This is a genomic window from Sphingobacterium sp. LZ11T8 (assembly GCF_024261425.1).
Taxonomy (GTDB): domain Bacteria; phylum Bacteroidota; class Bacteroidia; order Sphingobacteriales; family Sphingobacteriaceae; genus Sphingobacterium.
Genome location: NZ_JANBZY010000007.1, coordinates 84,859 through 103,428 on the forward strand (window position 1 = coordinate 84,859; position 18,570 = coordinate 103,428).

Here is an 18,570-nt window from a genome sequence, read left to right on the forward strand (position 1 = left end):
GCCTAAAGCCTAAAGCGCATGAAGACATACTTCAATTTGCAGTGGAAGATTATCTGTAGATCGATGAAAGATTTCGGTCTTCCATGGCTATTGATTTTTCCTGCAATCGCATTGGTATATATCGCCTTTTTCTATTTACTAAGACAGTACCCCTATTGGGCAGCCTATCTCATATTCCTGTTGAATTTTCAAGCTTTATTTAGCCTTGCCGAATACCAGCGAAATGACTTCCTCAAAATGACCTTCAATAACCTGGACTATTATCTCATCAGGATCCTTGAAAACCTGATCCTTAGTTTTGGAACGGTCATTCTATTAATCATATTCGGCAAACTTAATCTTGCCCTTGTACTATTGGCCATTGCTGTACTTTTCGTTTTTGTGTCCACAAACAGCCTATGGTCTGGTACCTTTCCAACTCCGTTCAGGAAATACCCTTTTGAATTTATTATCGGTTTCCGAAGGACCTGGCTTCTTCTGATTATTTTATATGTCTTGGCATATATTGGTTTAGCCTATGGTAATCAAAACCTAGCACTCTTCTGCATGTTTTGCATCTGCATCTGTGGAACCCTCTATTATCAAGTCATAGAGCCAGGGATAATTCTTTGGAACCAAAACAGAAAACCAGTGGCGTTTCTACTCCACAAATTCACGAGAGGAATAATACAGTTAAGTCTTTTGTTATTGCCTATTGCGATTCCGCTCTGTGTTATCTTCCCAGAGGACATCACGAAGGCACTTATTGTATGGGGTTTAGGTTTGTTCCTGATTCCCTTTGCTATCTGTCTCAAATATGCGGTCTTTCCAAGAAAGGTCAGTGTTTCAGAAAGTATCGTTCTAGGATTATGCCTTGCCTTTTATCCATTGGTCCTGGTCATCATCCCCTACTATTATTACAAAGCCATCCAAAACTTAAAATCTGCAGCATGATAGAAGTAATTAACCTCAGTAAATCCTATGGCTCCAAGACAGTCCTCAAGCATATCAACGTGATCTTTGAGCCTGGAAAGGTCTACGGCATTGTCGGAGAGAATGGTTCTGGAAAAACTACTTTCTTCAGGTGCATGGCTGAAATGGAGGACTATGAAGGAAAAATCAAGACGGGCTACAAGGAAATCAAGAATCACCTCGGTTTTTTAACGGCGGAACCTTATTTCTTACCCAAGATCACCGGAGAAGAACATATCTATCTGATGGCGGATGCTCGGAAAATAAAGCTGAAAAACCTTCAGGAAAAGAATATTTTTAAACTACCTTTAAAGGAATATATCAGCCAATATTCTACAGGAATGAAAAAGAAATTGGCGATTATGGCGGTTCTCTTTCAACAGAATGATTTCATTATCTTGGATGAACCTTTTAATGGTATCGATCTGGAGAGTTCTATAATCCTTGAGGAAATCATCAAGATGCTTAAGAACAAAGGAAAAATTATCCTTATGTCCTCACATATTTTTTCGACACTGAAGAATAGTTGTGATGTGATTTACCAGATTGAAAATGGACAGTTCTCCAATCCCTATTCTCCATCCACTTTTGGAGACTTGGAAGATGCTATGAAGAGTAAAATCCTACAGAATCACTTCAATAATTTTTCATTATAAGATTCCTGAACCCTAACCAGCAGAAAAATTAGGGGAATAGCTTTGACCTTATTCGAGACATATTCCGAAAATTCCGAAAATGGCTAGAATATTATTAAAGGTTTTCTCGAATGTGTCTCGAATGATTCTCGAACATGGTCAGGATATCAACCTAAAAAACAGCTGACACATTCAATTTAATCAGTCCTATTTGGTATTGGCTTTAAATAATGTTTGTCATAAACTGTAATATTCCTCTGTTTTTATTATATTATATGTAATTATAGATCAATAGAATTATAGTAGGATGTCTTATTACAGAAGCCTACTCGTAAATAAGAAATTATGAGAAATTCATTTTTATATACAGCATTTATATGCTGTATATTATTAGAAGTTTTAGTAATCTATTCTTATGTAGTAAAAAACATAAACACAAAAGAGTTCCTTCTTATAGGATTGAGCAATATTGGTGTTATATATGTTTTTATTTTAAATATTAGACATAATAACAAAAAGGCTAAAACCATTCTGAATGATAAGTAAAGGGGGCATGTACGTTTCTGTCTCATGACCCTGTCATCCTCAATCTTCGAGTGAGGACCTGTACGCCAATACACACTTGATATGTTTGGTTCCGAGACCCTTCGTTCCTCAGGGTGACCCTGGAAAAGGAGAGCTTTTTCCAAAAGATCTCGGAACTATCCTTTCTTTATTAACAATGGTTTTCTCATATTACGATTTCGCTATGACCTTACTTCCCCCCAAAAAAAAACAAAAGCAGCAATCCGTAGATTGCTGCTTCAAGGTATAAACCGATCTGTAAATTGTTGCTTTTTTGATTAGGACTTGTTCGCTGCGTCCTTCAGATTATATTCAAGGTATCCACCTTTAGGGCTATCCACGATCAGCTTCGCTGAACTAGGATTTCCTTTTACGATCCATCTTACCTTCACGGAGCTCATACCATCAATAGTAGGCACTTCGATCTGCTGTGGCTGATACTTTTGCTCCAGCGTTTCATTGAAGTCAGCGTTCAATACCTGCATCCCTGTTACCACCTGTGCACCTTCTAATCGGATATGGTTAGGGCGTTCGATCTTATGTCTCACATCATGGTCTGAGTGTGTAGGAACAATCCTGGTATTCCAGATCGTTGCATTCACTTCATATAGATTACCACCAAGAGGTTTGATACTGGATTCCATTACCTCCAATTTAGGCATGTGGTAAGCATGGTAAATGGTAAATGCGGCATTTCGGTGTGCATCCTCCATCAATAAGAAACCTGGGTGGTTACGAGTATAGTTTTTCTTAGCTCCACCGATCTCGATCTTACCATATTGCGGATGATCAAACTCTTTCCATGGCACATAGGCATCTCCGAACATCAAAAGCTTATCAAACTCATAATACTCATCACTGTTCCTTAGGCCACCTTCGGACTTTTCATTGAAAAGCTTGTAGGTAGTCATCAATTCATTGGAGAAAGTAAAGATACCACGGGTCAGGGCCAAGAAATCGATCTCGCCACCAAACACGGTATACAGATCTTTATGGATCACGATATAATCATAGCCCGGCAACATCTTTTCTCCGGTCTTTCCTAGGGCATCATATACCTGAACGTCTTTTCTTGAGTAGAACCTTTCATCATCTGCGGCTCCTGGACCACGCAGGATCATACCTCCGAAGTTGTGATACGATTGCGCTCCTGCGATATTCGGATGGGCATAGATAAATTTCTTGACAGCTTGCGTTTCAGGCAAGGTTCCTGGATAGTAGAGGGCACCACCCTGTACATAGTTTGGCTGCCAGTTCCATCCCCAGTCACGGTTAGGGTCATAAGTTCCTGTGATATCCTCATTGACCAATCCATCACCATCATTGTCAATCCCCTCAAAACCCAGCATTTCATATTCGCCTACTTCACCTGGTTTCACCATCAGCATACGGTTAGGATTTTCAGGATCGGCTTTAAACCTTCCGGTCTTGGACTTGCGGCGCATCATGACAATTTCGCCATCTCCATCCAAATCATCGTATAGATCTTCTGCTACCAGTCCATCGCCATCGTTATCAAATGGTCTTCGACCAGTCCTAGAGGAGTGCATGGTGTTCGGTTGGTAAATAAAGTATTCACGAGAATCTGGATTGATCGTTGGCGCGATGTAAAACACCTTATCCTTCAATAAATCTTTGATAAACGGGACATTATTATAGTTTTCTAAGAGATACCATGCGGTGTACATGGATATTTCAGACCCTTGCAATTCATTGGCATGGATGTTACCATCGATCCACATTGCCGGTTTTCTTTCGGGTTTACCTTCCTTGAAATCCGTTACGGTCAGGACAAAGATGTCCCTGCCTTCATAACTTTTCCCAATAGACTCATATTTAATAAGGTCAGGATAGGCTTTTTGTAGGTCCTTATAGAACTGTTCCATTTGTTTTAGGTCGTGGTAACGGCTCCAATTCATTTGAACTTTAGGATTGGAGGGCGAACCAACAGCCCGTAGACCGGCGATCTCCTTGCTGACATCGTCGTTTTTCTTTTGGGCAAAGGCTGCCGAAACACTCAGTGCTAAGGCAAGTGATAATATTTTATATGATAGTCTCATTTCTTGGCAGATTTTATAGGTTAATATCTAGGGTTTTCTCACCGGCAGTTGGGCAACCAACAGTCAACTGTACTTTACCTTTTCCTTTGACCAACCAAGAGAAGGTATTGGAAGCACCAGCTTGAAGGGTTGGATAAAGTTGAAGGCGTTTTCCGCTTAGGAAAGATTGTCCTTTTTGCAATTCCATAATGGATTTCATTTTGGAAACATGCTTAATCTTATCTGCAATTTCCGGATAGACAGGCATGGCACCCGTATTGAAGACTTTCACTTCGATACGGTAGATATCATCGCCAAGATTGGTCACTTTCGGGCTTGAGAATTCCAGGCTGGCCAGCGAACGGGTCAATTCAACCACAAAGTTGCTGTGCATCTTTGCTGCAACATCCAATAATGCTATAGGAGGGTTGTTCATAAAACGTTCCACTACCCCACCGACTTCCACATCCTGATTTGGAAAATCCGGATGGTTAACCTTGGCCCATGGAAGGATTGCTCCTTGGATCCCTTGGTTTTTAACCCAGTTCACAAAACGGTCGGAGTTGTTTGTTGCTGGTACTTTCGGTCCAGCATTCTTCGTCGTATCCGAAATGGTCGGAATCCACCATGATGGCGTAACAAAGCTGAATTTACCTGTATGGTAATAAATCGTTGGACTTAGGTTTCCTTTACCAGCAGCCATTTTTGGAGCTTCTCCCATTGGTTTTACGGCATCATTATAGATCTTGCTCACAAATGCAGAAACTTGTGCATCGTTATTGGTCCAAGACTTCGTAATTCTTTCCGAAGCTTTTCTTTGATCGAATTGTTCAGGTACAGATAGATTGTTTTGCAAGCCGAAGTGCAATACGGCCGCAATTTGTGGATTTTCGAAGATCAAATCGATGATTGCCCTGGTTTCCGGCTCCGAAGCTGCATAATCCCCGGTTTCTGGTTCGAAAAATGGATAATCATAGGTAAAGTTCTTGTCCAAGTTGACACCTGATTTACCATCTTCCGAGATTGCACCATCTTGATCTGCATCACGTCCTTCGGTATATAGTTCATATGTTCCTGATTCACCTTTATTACGTTCAGCCAAAACCAGGTAATCGGCATTATTGGCATGGGAACGGTAAGGCCCTGCAGGCGTTTTGATCCTCATCTGTGAAATCAAACCATCTTTATTTAGGTCTACTTCAGGGTCTTCATCGATCCGACCATCACGATCATTGTCTATGGTCCTGGCATTTCCAGAATACCAAGCTGCAGAACTGGAATTTCTTTTATAAGCATCTACATTTAGAACAGGAATAATCCAAATGGATTTATTGGCCAATAGTTCATTCAATTGATCGCTAGGAAGGGCTAAGATCTGCTTGGCCACATTTAATGAATTGATCACTCCAGCAGGATGTTTTCCATCTACACCGGCAACAATCAATAATGTGGGTTTTGCAGTTTTTCCATTTTGGATTTTAATTAATGGGATATCTTCAGAACCAACCGACTTTCCGATGGAAGTTCTTTCCACGAGTTTGTTTGAAGATACATCTTGAATTTGTTTTGTCAATGCATCGAAATTGGGATAATTCCACTGTGCATGTACAAAAAACGGCATGCCGCAGGAGAGCAGCAAAATGATCCAGTATTTCATATATTTAGGTATTTAGTCTGTCGCTAAACTACTGAATTAGGTTAATAATTGAAAGGCATTAAGCAGATAATCCCATTTTTAAATGATTATTTAAAAAAATTGGGAATAGAATGAATGGGAAGCCTGAAAACAGGTTATTAGGCCATCATTTTTATCACAGCCCCTTGGATAACAATATTGTTATAATTGCGATTAGGGGTGGTTTTTCTTTAAGAAATCTGCAAAAAAGTTGGAATGATTAAACAGGTTTCATCCCTATGATATTCAAATTGCATTTATTCTAATAACTAAACTTCTCGTCTTTCAAGATTTGATTGAGAAAGCTAATAACAATATGATTTTATTATTCTGACTTTTCTTCCCTTCGGTCCTGGGCGGACTTATCTTCAGCGACACCGGCTTTCCAATATGAGAATGCGTAAAAATCTTTATTGGACCAACCTAGATTATCTTTGAAATAAGTTCGAAGGTCTTTTACAGAACTGTACTCACAGGCTACATAAGCAAACTTCGATTGATCACTAGGTAGTTGCACCTCTTTAGCCAAGGTAGCTAATGTACTTCCTTTTTCTGGCTCTGGATTGATTAACCATTGAAATTCAAATCCGGGATGTTTTAGTTCTGGATGAAAATCATGCTCGGTTGGGATTTCTATCAAACAATACCCCTTAGCTGATGAAGGAAGGCTTTCCAGGATACAACAGATAACTGGAATCGCTGTCGCATCACCAATCAAAAGGTACCAGTCTACTTTGGGATAATGAACAGTTTCCCTAATTTTCATGGCAACCCCCAATTGATCGCCTAGGCCAGCCTTGCGAGCCCAAGTTGAGGCAGGACCGTTATCACCATGGTTTACAAAATCAATCGTAATTTCTTGCGTTTCGGGATTGTATTTCCGATGGGTATAAGTGCGGACAATAGGTTTCACGTCTTCATCAGGCATGACCCACTCCCCTTTTTGCGCATCAAAACTGGCAAATTGAACTTCCTTCTTTCCATGCGGAGGGATGAAGATCTTATTGTTTGCACCAGGTGTGCATTTATCAAAGTCTATCTCCTCATCTGATTTCAGGACCACGCGAATATAATGTGGGGTAATAGATTGTTTATCCGTTACCTTAAAAACATGTTTTGATATGATTGGCTTTTCCATTTTTTGTTATTGAATAAGTTTTACGATATCATCGACCATCAAATCCACTGATGTTATCCCCCCTCCGGAGATAAACCATACATTGGGGTCGAGATAAAACAGGTTATTTGATTTAAAGGCTTTGGTCTGTTTGATCAGTTGATTTTCCACTTCCTCTTTACTTGATTTCTTTCCTAAGACCGCAGCATTTCGGTCGACGATAAACAGATAATCAGGGTTGGCTTCAGCAATCAATTCATTGGATACCCGTTGTCCATGAACAGATTCATCCTGCAATTCAAGAACGGGCTTGATGCCTAGAACATCATGGATAAAACCGAACCTTGAACCTTTACCAAAGGCACTAAATTTCCCATTGTTATAGATCAAGAACAGTGCTTGATGCGGATCCTGTTGGAATTTGCTTTGGGCGGCAAGAATTTTCTTGTTCAATGACTCTAGTTTTTCAGTCGCCAACTCCTCTTTTCCATAAATCCTCCCGATCAGTTTGACATTGTTCTCAAAGGAGGGAAGAAAATTTTTATTGTCAGTTCCGATAAAAACCGTTGGGGCAATCTCATTGATTTCTTGGTAAAATCTTTCTAGTCGGGTTGAAATAAAAATAATTTCAGGTTTTGTTGCAGCAATGGCTTCAAAGTCGGGTTCAATCACAGAACCCACGTCTGCCACATCGGGATTGTCATGGATAGTCTTCAGGTAGGAAGGAAGGAATTTCTTGGGCACACCGACAGGCGTAATCCCTAATTCATTCATTGTTTCTAAAGCACCAATATCCAGAACAACGCTGCGTTTGGGATTTTTGGGAATGATCTGTTTGCCCAATTTATGTTCAATATGTAGTGTGTCACTCACAACCTTATCGTCTTGACTCGGTGAATTAGATTGGCAGGATAGGAATACAAAAGGCAAGATTAACATTGCCATGGATTGCCTTAATATATTGATGTACATCGTATTCATTTTATAGATTGAAATAGTTACAGATTTTTTTATTGTTGATTTCGATGATATTAAATTCAAGGTCAAATATTTCATGCAGGATTTTCGCATCGATTACTTTATTGGTTTGATCATTATAAAGGATCTCTCCATTTTTCAGCGCAATAATTTGGTCGGAATATTGGGAAGCAAAATTGATTTCATGGATGACCATGATTACCGTTTTTCCCAACTCATCCACGAGCCTCCGCAGTGTTTTCATGACATGGACGGCATGCTTCATGTCTAGATTATTGAGGGGCTCATCGAGCAGGATAAAATCAGTGTCCTGGGCAATGATCATGGAGATGAACGCCCTTTGTCGTTGTCCACCACTCAATTCATCGATAAAGGAATCTTTTAATTCCATTAGATCCGAAAACGCGATGGCATCATCCACTTTCCTCCAGTCCAATTCGCTCAGTTTACCTTGGCTATAAGGAAACCGTCCAAAGGAAACGAGGTCCCGTACGGTAAGTTTCAACTCAAGGTGATTGGACTGCTTCAGAATGGATAGTTTTTTTGCCAATTCAGCTCCTTTATAGGAGGAAAGCTCCTTCTCATAGAAAGCCACATGCCCTTCATCTTGCTTAATCAAGCGACTTATTATTGACAGTAAGGTACTTTTCCCAGCACCATTCGGTCCAATCAAGGAGGTAATCTTAGCTTGTGGAAAACCACCGGTAAGATTTTTCAACACTTCCTTTTTGCCATAGCGCTTGGCAATCGCTTCAAAGCTTAGCTTATTTTTTTCCTCGTCAACCATAGTAAATACATAAAATAAACACCACCGATAAAATTGATAATAATACTGACCGTTGTGGTAAATCCGATGACCTGTTCCACTAGAAACTGCCCCAATACTAAACAGAGCACAGAAATCACGGCACAAATAGGGAGCATATACTGATGTTTTCTTGTTTTAAAAAGTTCATAGGTCAGGTTACAGACCAGAATTCCAAGGAACGTAATGGGTCCGACCAATGCTGTGGATACTGAAACCAATAGGGTGATACAGATTAGAAATCTTTTGACCATCTTATTGTAATCGACACCAAGGTTAATGGCATGATCTCTTCCCAGTGCAATAACATCGAGATATCGAAGGTTAAAACTGATATAGACGATGGCTGCCAACATGGTAATCCCGGCAATGCCCAATAATTTACTGTTCATCTTGGCGAAGGAGACAAACATGAAGTTTTGTACCATCGAAAATTCATTGGGATCAATCAGAACCTGCAGGAATTGGCTCATGGTCAAAAATAAGGTGCCAAATACCATCCCTGTAAGTAAGAGATAGTACATGCTTCTTTTATTCTTACCAAACATCAAAAGGTAGATCAATAAAGTAAAGCCTAGCATCAGGATCACGGCAAATAAAAAATTCTCCTGTTGATTGATGACTTGAAAAGTTCGATCCCCATAGATAAAGACGATAACAGTCTGGAACAAGATAAAGATGGCTTCGTAACCCATGATTGAGGGGGTCAGAATCCTGTTATTAGTAATCGTCTGGAATAGGATCGAAGAATAAGCGACCGAACAGCCAACTATCAACATGCTAAAGAGTCGAATCGATCTTTTACTGATTGCGTAATTATTGGAAAGGTCAATGTTAAAGAACAGGAATAGGCCAATTACTATAAGTAATAAGCCTAGCAATAGAGAAAATTTGAGGATTGGCTTCATGGTCTTATTTCTTTTTAAGGATTAAGATCAAGAATACAATTCCACCTATTATGCCCACTGTCATCCCAATTGGCACTTCATAAGGAAAGACAATCAACCGACTGATCAAGTCGCATACGATGAGAAATACTGCGCCCACGTAAGCTATTATTGGGAGAATCTTTCTAAGGTTATCGCCAAAGACCATACTCACCAAGTTTGGTATGATCAGCCCCAGAAATGGAATAGCTCCAACGGTAAGCACGGAAGAACTCACCACGATAGAGACTGTAAACAAGCCTATATAGACAATAGTATTATAGGAAAGTCCCAAATTCTTGGCAAAGCTCTCGCCCATACCCGCAATGGTAAAACGTTCGGCAAACAGATAGACCAAGATAACCGCTGGAAGAATGATATAAATGGCTTCATATTGCCCTTGCATCACGGAGGAAAAATCTCCGAGCAACCACTCTTGCGTACTTTGCACTATACCTTTTTCATAAGCGAAGAAAGTTGAAATGGCACTGAGGATACTTCCAAACATCAATCCTACAAGCGGAATAAATACAGTGCTGCGCAGCTTGATCTTGCTGATAAAATAGATGAACAGGAAAGAGGTAAAGAATGTAAAGAGCAAGGCAAAGATCATCCTAATGGTCAAGGAGGATTGCGGAAAAAGGATCAATGCGGTCAATATCCCCATTTTTGCGGCCTCTAATGACCCAGAAGTAGTTGGCGAAACAAACCGGTTTTGCGATAATTGTTGGAGGATAAAACCAGATATACTCAATCCTGCTCCTACCAATATCAAAGCCAAAGTTCTAGGAATTCGGCTGATCAGAAAGAACAGCATCTTTTCACTATCCGAGGAAAGATCGGAATAATGGATATCCTTCACCCCTGTAAATAGGGATATCCAGATTAAAACTAAAACAACCCCTATGGCAATGATCCATAGCAGGTATTTATTCTTCAATAAACTCAATTTCTCCAACTCCTTACAGCATTTCAACGGCTCTCTTTAAACCGAAAAAAATGCTATGCTAAAAAATGAAACTATGCCCTGATCCATCCGGTTCAGGACATAGCAATCATCAAGATTTTATTAATTTATTTTTGTGATGGTATCGCCATTCTTGTCGACCTCCACAGGCTGACCTTCCACTGGTCTACCACCCTTGGTTTTGTTGATGACAAAGGCCTCTCCTGATTTAGGATCGATCTTTACATGATTCGGACGAGAACCTGTAGGCAGGTCCGCGACCACCTCTAAGGTCTTGGCATCGATAATACTCGTGGTACCAGTTTGGCGATTGGCAGAATAAATTCTGTTTTTCACTTTATCAAAGGCTATTCCTATGGCGCCATCCCCCGTTGGGATACTCTTGATCAAATTACCATCAGGACCTAAAACCGTTACAGTGCCAGACTTTTGGTTGGTAACAAATAGGCGCTCTCCATCCGAAGTAATATTTACCGGTGCTTCACCAGCAGATGGAAACTGCTTTTCAACTTTCTTACTTTTTACATCGACAACGTAAATGGAATTATCACCAATAACAGACACATAGATCTTGTCCGTTCCTTTCAGGAAAGTCATGCCAGTGGCTGTTTTCCCAAGGTTGTTCAAAGAATGGGAATAGGTATTCGTTTTTCCATCAATGACCCAGATATTACTAGGATCACCTACATCAGATACGTAGATCAGGTTATTTTCTTCATCAACCAATACCTCACGGGTATGGGATTCTTCGGCTCCATTTTTAATGGTTGCCAATAACTTTCCAGATTTTAGGTCCACGGCACTTACCGAATTCGTTCTTGTATTTGTGGTATAGGCGATCTGGGTTTTATTATTGATTCCAATTCCGAATGGAGGGTTTTCTTTAAGACTGATGCTATCCACAATAGCCAAATCTTTGGGGTTAATTTTATAGATTGCACCGCCTGGATTAGCTCTAGAACCAGCTGAAGTCACGTAGATATGTCCATCGTTTGTATTGATTACCGCTTCATAAACGCCTGTTCCAGCATGAGAAGATTTCACTACCTGTTGGCCGAAAGCCAAAGTACCACAAAAGAATAACCCTGTACTGAGGAATAGAGCTTTTGAAATGATTGAGCACTTGTGATTGAAGTTAATTGTGTTCATAGTTACTTATTTATATATATGGAGTTAATTCTTGATTTCCAGTGCAGGTAAAATTCTTCGAAAGCTTTTTGCCAATAATAGGCTCCATGTTTACCTTCAGGATTGATATTGAGTGTTAATTTTCCAGGAAAAATATCTTTTATCCAGTTGAAATAGCAATCTAGGTCAATTTTCATATTATTATGGGAGTCCATCATCCGAAAGCGCCTTTCCCGATCACCCATATAGAAATAGATTTCTTGGTCAGATCGATCTGTTCCTTTTTTCAGCAAGCTTTCAGAATAGCTGTATAGATTTGACTCGTCCATCCAGATAGATGGGGAAAAAACAGCGGTAGTACCGAACACTCCAGGATATTTCAGCCCGGCATACAGCGTTAACAGGCCTGCTATGGAACTACCGACCATGGCGGTATTCCAAGGGTCGGAAAGAGTCCTATAATTGCTGTCCACAAATGGTTTTAAGGTATGGACAATATCTTCGAGGTACAGCCATCCCAAAGGATTCTTAGTCCCCTGAACGGGATGCACAAGGTATTCTTGTTGTCTTAACTCATAATTCTTTGCATGATCTATGGCGACTACGATTGTAGATGGATCAATTTCATCCAGGAATTCATCCACCATCCATTCTACAGGTCCTGATCGACCAATCGATCGAGCTTCATCGAAAAGATGCTGCCCATCATGCATATAAATGGTTGGATAATGCTTGTCAGTATGAAAATAATCTTTGGGTAAGTAGATCATAACCTTTCGATATACATTCAAATCTGGAAAATAGAAATGTTCATCCAGGGTATGCACCTGTTTACTCGCAGTTGATTTGGGGAAAAGGTCCCGCCAAGATTCTATCTCTAAATTGATTTCTGAGTCTCTTTGTACCTTGAATACTTGAGGCGATTTCAGTTTGCCGTTTTGTGTAGCTTCGAGTGTTTGCCAATTGCCACGAGTTATTTTCAGTTCAAGTTCTCCGCTTGGTACTTCGGGCAGCAGGTATTGGACAGACTGCCCCTTTTCAGGGATTGTTCCTACCAATAAATGATCGGTATCCCAATTATTGAAAGTTCCAGCAAGGAACAATGGATCACCAACAAATTGGTCGCAATTGTTCAGAATGTTTACTGTTATCTCAATGATTTTTTTGGGCATAGTTAAATGTTTGCATTTAGCATTTTGACTTGGAGCTAAATTAGATAGATTCTAAATAAATGACAAACTTTATTTAAACTAATTATAAATAAGCCTATATTTACCAGCAAATCAACGCTATTTAGGAGAAAGGATGAGTTTAATTAAGGATACGATTTTAGTTTTACTAACTATTTTTAGTCACAATTTAGTTTTTGCCCAACAGGGCAGTTCGATTCAAATCGATGTTGTAGATGATCAAACTAAGGAAAAAATTGATGGAGCAAGCATACATTTTGCAGAATATGCGGGGAGTACAGATAAAACTGGTTCCTATTACCTGGAGTCCATAAAATCTGGGCAATACACTATTGAGGTAAAAGCTATTGGTTATATCCCCTACCAGGGATCATTTACTAAGAACAGTTTTGAAGAGTTGCATTTAGTGTTTTCCCTACAGCAGGAGGTAGCTCAAATTGAAGGGGTGACCATCATTGGGAATTCAGAAAACAAAAAAATCAAGCAAGCGGCAATCCGCAATATATTTATCGATACACGGGCTGTATCCAGCCAAGCTTTATCATTGAGCGACCTGATGAACCGCAGTACGGGAATCAGGGTGAGACAGAATGGAGGCTTAGGAAGCCGCCCAGAGGTATCCGTAAATGGTTTTCAGGGCAAGGCAATCAAATACTTTAAGGATGGAATCCCTTTGGATTACCTAGGTGATGGCTACAACCTATCTTCTCTACCTATTGAAATGCTGGACCATGTAGAAATATATAAGGGCGTTTTGCCTGTTTCATTAGGCTCAGATGCATTAGGTGGGGCTGTAAACTTGGTCACTAATAAAAATCAGGGAAAACATGCCAAAGTCTATTATGAACTGGGCTCTTTTAATACGCATAGACTTGGATTGATGGCTTCCAATCTTTCAAAGAATGAAAAATGGAGTTATGGTGGTGAGTTTTTCTATAATTATTCTGCCAATGATTACGATGCCTTGGTCGATGTCGTAAATCCAGAGACCAAAAACAAGGAACCGCAGAGACTTCCCCTATTTCATAATGCATATAGACATTATCTGGGTGAGCTGTTTGTGGGCATGCGGAACCGATCATGGGCAGATGAACTAAAGTTCAGCTTAACGGGATTCAATCTGTATAAGGAACAACAACATCCTGCCTTAATGACCGATGCTTATGGTGCTTTGCACTCTACCCAAGCAACCCTTGCCCCTTCGATACGGTATAAAGCAAACTTCCTGGATAACAAATTGCGTATTGATCAATTCAATTCCTACAATATCCTGCAGACACAACGGATTGATACGTTAAGGGGTAATTATGATTGGTTCGGCAATTTTAAGCCCGGTGCCAATATAGGGGAAAGCCGACTTCCCTCCCAGTCCAAGATTGACGAGAAGCAATGGGTCAATAGGACGAATTTGAGCTATTTAGTTAGTCCGAATAGCAAGGTTGAATTAAACTATGTATTCAGTTCGGCCAACCGATCTGGAAAGGACCCACTTGGCGTAAAACTTGAAGGTTCGGACATCGATGTCCTGAGTTTGGCATCAACTTACCAGAAACATGTTTTTGGGCTATCCTATGAGCAATCGTTACTCCAAGACCGTTTGACTAATCAGCTGATGGGAAAATACTATGTCTACAAAGCGAACGGATATCAGAACACCTGGTTTTCCGTAGATATCAAGGAAAAAGACAAGAGAAACACTTCTGGAGATTATTGGGGGATCACTGAAGCTATAAAATATCAGTTTTCTGAAAACAATTTCTTGAGGGCATCCGCAGAATATACCTATAGACTGCCGGAACGGGAGGAACTCTTTGGAAACAACATCTTTATCGTCCCTAATTTTGAATTGAACCCTGAACAGAGTTTAAATTTCAACCTTGGTCTCCATACCCAGCTCTTGAAGCCTTTGAAAGTTGAACTGAACAGTTTCTATAGAAATACAAAGGGATTGATTTTGTTGGTCCCTATTCAAGCACCGAATGCACAGTATCAAAACCAAGAGAATGTCCGTGGTTATGGAGTTGATCTAGACATGAAGTACCAAATCAGTGAGCAATATCAATTGTCGGGGAATGCGACATGGCAGGACTTGAGATTATTTGGTATCCAAAACGCACAGGATTCGTGGAAAAACAAGGCTCGGCTTCGTAATACGCCATATTTCTTTGCCAACCTTGCTGCGTCCGCAAAATACCATGATCTATTTCAGCGAGAGAACGAACTTCAGGTCTATTTGAACTACAATTTCATGCGTGAGTTCTATCTCGAAACCATCCCTAAAGAGGTTGAGCCTGGAGGATTCTTAGGATTATCAGGCAGTGCGGATCTAAGTTCAAATCTTATTATACCGAACCAGCACCTATTAAATGCAGGTTTTACCTTTCAATTCCAAAAAAATAAAATGGCCATCGGCGCAGAAGCCAGGAACCTGTTAAACCGGGATATATATGACTATTATCGGGTGCAGCGACCGGGCAGGAGCTTTCATTTAAAACTTAGTTATCAAATATAAAAACACAAAAATTAAAGGTTATGAAAATCAATAGATTCAAAGCATCCATTTTGTTTATGTTCAGTATAGGCGTTTTTGCCAGTTGCAGTGACGACAATGGAGGACCAACACCAGTTGAACCAGATGGAAAAGACAAGTTTGTGCTAATTACCATGAGTGAGAACAACCTTCAGAAGCCTGGCTTTGCAACCGCATTTGATGCATTACCATCGGGTAATGTGGTCAACAACGGAAGCAATAGCTTTCAAGGGATGGGTTTTGGTGGTTGGCGGCCACATGGCAATCAACTCCTGAAAATGTTCAATAGTAAGACCAATGAGCTTGGTATTGATCAGTTATTGGTTGATGGGAACGGAAAAATCAGTGCTGGCAAATTCATTGCAGCAGATAATAACAGTAATGGTTCTGGAAATTTCGTTATCCATGATGAGAATAAGGGTTACTATTGGGATGGAGCATCGCCCCTGAAAATCCAGACCTTTAATCCGACCAACATGACAAGGACTGGAGAATTGGATTTTGCATCCGTAGTCAATGAAAGAGGTCAAAACGTTCCTGAAATATTGTTTAGATCTATTGGACAGAAATTTTTGGCCATTAAAGCTGGCAAACTTTATGCAAACATCAGTTATGCAAAGACGAACGGTCCACAAAAAGGCTTTTTCGATGATTATTTTCCAGATGTATATATTGCGGTTATCGATATTGCGACCGGAAAGTATGAGAAAACCATAAAAATTGAGGATACGGGATCTATTGCCTACATCAATGATAATAATATGTATGACTTTGATTCCAATGGGGACCTCTATATCGTAACACAAGGGAGGAGCGCCGTTGGCGGAAAATCTAAGATTGTGCGTATCAAGGCTAATGAAACAGACATAGATAAAACCTGGAGCCTAAATATGGATGAAATCCAGCAAGGCGGAAAGTTCGTTTCCGTATTTGCGAAGGAAGGGAAGATCATTACGGTGATTCCCAATACGAAGTTGACTGGAGGACCTTCAGGCAACATCAATTTTGAAAACGTTTGGGAATTTTACCAGATTGATATTGCCAGTAAACAAAGGACGAAGATCAGTGGAATTCCAGCTGTTACAAATCCTGGAGCAGCATTCTGCGCGATTGATCTGGACGGAAAAACATTATTGAGGGTGAATACCAAAGACGGAAGTCAGAACGGATACTATGAATTGACGGGTACATCTGCGAAAGCCTTGTTCAATGTTACTGCTGGGGGTTCTGTATCTGGACTTTACAAGATTGTAGCAGGACAGTAAGGTTTTGAAAAACTGACAATAAAAGGCAGAAATAAATAACAAAAAAGGGGTATGCAGGATGATTTGAAAAAAATAAAAATTAAATATGCATATCCCTTTTGCTTTTAATAAGATAAAACTTATTTTTGCATTCCAAAATACAGGCATTCAAACAATCTGTATTTAAATTGATTAATAAATTTTAGTCCCTATAATATGCCCAATATTGGTAAAATAGCGCAGATTATCGGCCCAGTAGTTGACGTCAACTTTGCCGACAATGAAAATCTTCCTAAGATTTATGATGCATTGTACATTGAGAAAGACAATGGACAGCGCATTATATTAGAGGTTCAACAGCACTTAGGTGAGGAACGTGTTCGTACGATTGCAATGGATGCTACCGAAGGTTTAATTCGTGGCATGAAGGTCGTTGATACTGGCGCTCCTATCAAAATGCCGATTGGCGAAGAGATCAAAGGTCGTGTATTCAACGTTGTTGGAGATCCAATTGACGGTATTCAAGCATTAAACAAGGATAACGGTCGTCCTATTCACAACGTACCTCCTAAGTTTGAAGATCTATCGACTGAAACTGAAGTATTGTTTACAGGAATTAAAGTAATCGATTTGTTAGAGCCATATGCAAAGGGTGGTAAGATCGGTTTGTTCGGTGGTGCTGGTGTTGGTAAAACAGTATTGATTCAGGAATTAATCAACAATATCGCAAAAGGACACGGTGGTCTTTCGGTATTTGCTGGTGTAGGCGAGCGTACTCGTGAAGGAAATGACTTACTTCGTGAGATGTTGGAGTCAGGCATTATCAAATACGGTGACAAATTCATGGAAGAAATGGAAAAAGGTCAATGGCCTTTGGACACTGTGGATTTGGAATTAATGAAAGAATCTAAATGTACTTTCGTATTCGGACAGATGAATGAGCCTCCAGGTGCTCGTGCTCGTGTTGCGTTATCAGGTTTGACAATTGCGGAATACTTCCGTGATGGAGATGGCGAAGGACAAGGTCGTGATATCTTATTCTTTATTGATAACATCTTCCGTTTTACCCAAGCAGGTTCTGAGGTATCGGCATTATTAGGTCGTATGCCATCAGCAGTAGGTTACCAACCTACCCTAGCAACAGAGATGGGTTTAATGCAAGAGCGTATTACATCCACTAAGAACGGATCGATCACATCAGTACAAGCGGTATACGTACCTGCGGATGACTTGACTGACCCTGCTCCGGCAACAACATTTGCCCACTTAGATGCGACTACAGTATTATCCCGTAAAATTTCTGAGTTAGGTATTTACCCAGCGGTGGATCCATTGGATTCTACTTCACGTATCCTTTCTCCAGCAGTTTTAGGTGATGAGCATTACAATACTGCACAACGCGTAAAAGAAATCCTTCAACGTTATAAAGAACTTCAGGATATCATCGCCATCTTAGGTATGGACGAATTATCTGAAGAAGATAAGTTAACGGTACACCGCGCACGTCGTGTACAACGTTTCTTGTCACAACCATTCCACGTAGCAGAGCAATTTACAGGTCTGAAAGGTTGTTTAGTAGACATCAAGGACACTATCAAAGGATTCAACATGATCATCGATGGTGAAGTAGATGAATACCCAGAAGCATCTTTCAACTTGGTAGGTTCAATCGAAGACGCTATCGAGAAAGGTAAAAAACTATTAGCAGAAGCAGTTTAATGTAAGATATGAGATATTAGACATGAGATATGAGACTTTTGAAAGTATATAAAGTCTCATATTTTAAGTTTAGGTCTCAAATCTCAAATCTCACATCTCAAG

Annotated in this window: 14 protein-coding genes; 5 read left to right on the forward strand and 9 right to left on the reverse strand. The window is 40.1% G+C overall.

Annotated features, from left to right (window positions below):
- Positions 1-18 precede the first annotated feature (18 nt).
- Together NLF99_RS15900 and NLF99_RS15905 are read left to right on the forward strand one after the other, a co-directional pair.
- Entirely contained in the window at positions 19-933 is a 915-nt protein-coding gene (locus tag NLF99_RS15900; RefSeq protein ID WP_254529513.1) for a hypothetical protein, read from the forward strand.
- On the forward strand, positions 930-1,607 hold the full coding sequence (locus NLF99_RS15905; RefSeq protein WP_254529514.1) for an ATP-binding cassette domain-containing protein: 678 nt from the start codon (positions 930-932) through the stop codon (positions 1,605-1,607). The genes NLF99_RS15900 and NLF99_RS15905 overlap by 4 nt, the downstream gene beginning before the upstream one ends.
- Before the next feature lie 821 nt (positions 1,608-2,428).
- Here the strand turns inward: NLF99_RS15905 and NLF99_RS15910 are convergent.
- The 9 genes from NLF99_RS15910 to NLF99_RS15950 all read right to left on the reverse strand — a co-directional run bounded on the left by NLF99_RS15910 (position 2,429) and on the right by NLF99_RS15950 (position 12,957).
- Positions 2,429-4,210 (reverse strand): M14 family metallopeptidase, encoded by a 1,782-nt coding sequence (locus tag NLF99_RS15910; protein WP_254529515.1) that lies wholly within the window; start codon positions 4,208-4,210, stop codon positions 2,429-2,431.
- 13 nt (positions 4,211-4,223) lie between these two features.
- Entirely contained in the window at positions 4,224-5,846 is a 1,623-nt protein-coding gene (locus tag NLF99_RS15915; RefSeq protein WP_254529517.1) for a M14 family zinc carboxypeptidase, read from the reverse strand.
- 343 nt (positions 5,847-6,189) lie between these two features.
- On the reverse strand, positions 6,190-7,002 hold the full coding sequence (locus tag NLF99_RS15920; protein ID WP_254529519.1) for a siderophore-interacting protein: 813 nt from the start codon (positions 7,000-7,002) through the stop codon (positions 6,190-6,192).
- Between the two features lie 6 nt (positions 7,003-7,008).
- The gene (locus NLF99_RS15925; protein WP_254529521.1) at positions 7,009-7,953 is read right to left on the reverse strand and encodes a siderophore ABC transporter substrate-binding protein; all 945 of its coding nucleotides are present in this window, start codon (positions 7,951-7,953) and stop codon (positions 7,009-7,011) included.
- Positions 7,954-7,963: 10 nt separating this feature from the next.
- Positions 7,964-8,746, reverse strand: coding sequence for an ABC transporter ATP-binding protein (locus NLF99_RS15930; protein ID WP_254529523.1), 783 nt, complete (start codon positions 8,744-8,746; stop codon positions 7,964-7,966).
- The gene (locus NLF99_RS15935) at positions 8,719-9,672 is read right to left on the reverse strand and encodes an iron chelate uptake ABC transporter family permease subunit (RefSeq protein WP_254529525.1); all 954 of its coding nucleotides are present in this window, start codon (positions 9,670-9,672) and stop codon (positions 8,719-8,721) included. The genes NLF99_RS15930 and NLF99_RS15935 overlap by 28 nt, the downstream gene beginning before the upstream one ends.
- A gap of 4 nt (positions 9,673-9,676) precedes the next feature.
- Positions 9,677-10,666 carry an ABC transporter permease gene (locus NLF99_RS15940; RefSeq protein ID WP_237219521.1) on the reverse strand — a complete coding sequence of 330 codons (990 nt, stop codon included), beginning with the start codon at positions 10,664-10,666 and terminating at the stop codon, positions 9,677-9,679.
- Positions 10,667-10,759: 93 nt separating this feature from the next.
- On the reverse strand, positions 10,760-11,806 hold the full coding sequence (locus NLF99_RS15945; protein WP_254529527.1) for a YncE family protein: 1,047 nt from the start codon (positions 11,804-11,806) through the stop codon (positions 10,760-10,762).
- A 2-nt stretch (positions 11,807-11,808) separates the two neighbouring features.
- Positions 11,809-12,957 (reverse strand): alpha/beta hydrolase, encoded by a 1,149-nt coding sequence (locus NLF99_RS15950; protein WP_254529529.1) that lies wholly within the window; start codon positions 12,955-12,957, stop codon positions 11,809-11,811.
- A gap of 133 nt (positions 12,958-13,090) precedes the next feature.
- Between NLF99_RS15950 and NLF99_RS15955 the strand changes: the two genes are divergently transcribed.
- The 3 genes from NLF99_RS15955 (at position 13,091) to atpD (ending at position 18,468) form a co-directional block, all read left to right on the forward strand.
- Positions 13,091-15,487 (forward strand): TonB-dependent receptor plug domain-containing protein, encoded by a 2,397-nt coding sequence (locus tag NLF99_RS15955; RefSeq protein WP_254529531.1) that lies wholly within the window; start codon positions 13,091-13,093, stop codon positions 15,485-15,487.
- 20 nt (positions 15,488-15,507) lie between these two features.
- Positions 15,508-16,770, forward strand: coding sequence for a hypothetical protein (locus NLF99_RS15960; RefSeq protein WP_185217708.1), 1,263 nt, complete (start codon positions 15,508-15,510; stop codon positions 16,768-16,770).
- Positions 16,771-16,965: 195 nt separating this feature from the next.
- Positions 16,966-18,468, forward strand: a complete 1,503-nt coding sequence (gene atpD, locus NLF99_RS15965; RefSeq protein WP_185213404.1) for a F0F1 ATP synthase subunit beta — start codon at positions 16,966-16,968, stop codon at positions 18,466-18,468.
- The last annotated feature ends 102 nt before the right edge of the window (positions 18,469-18,570 follow it).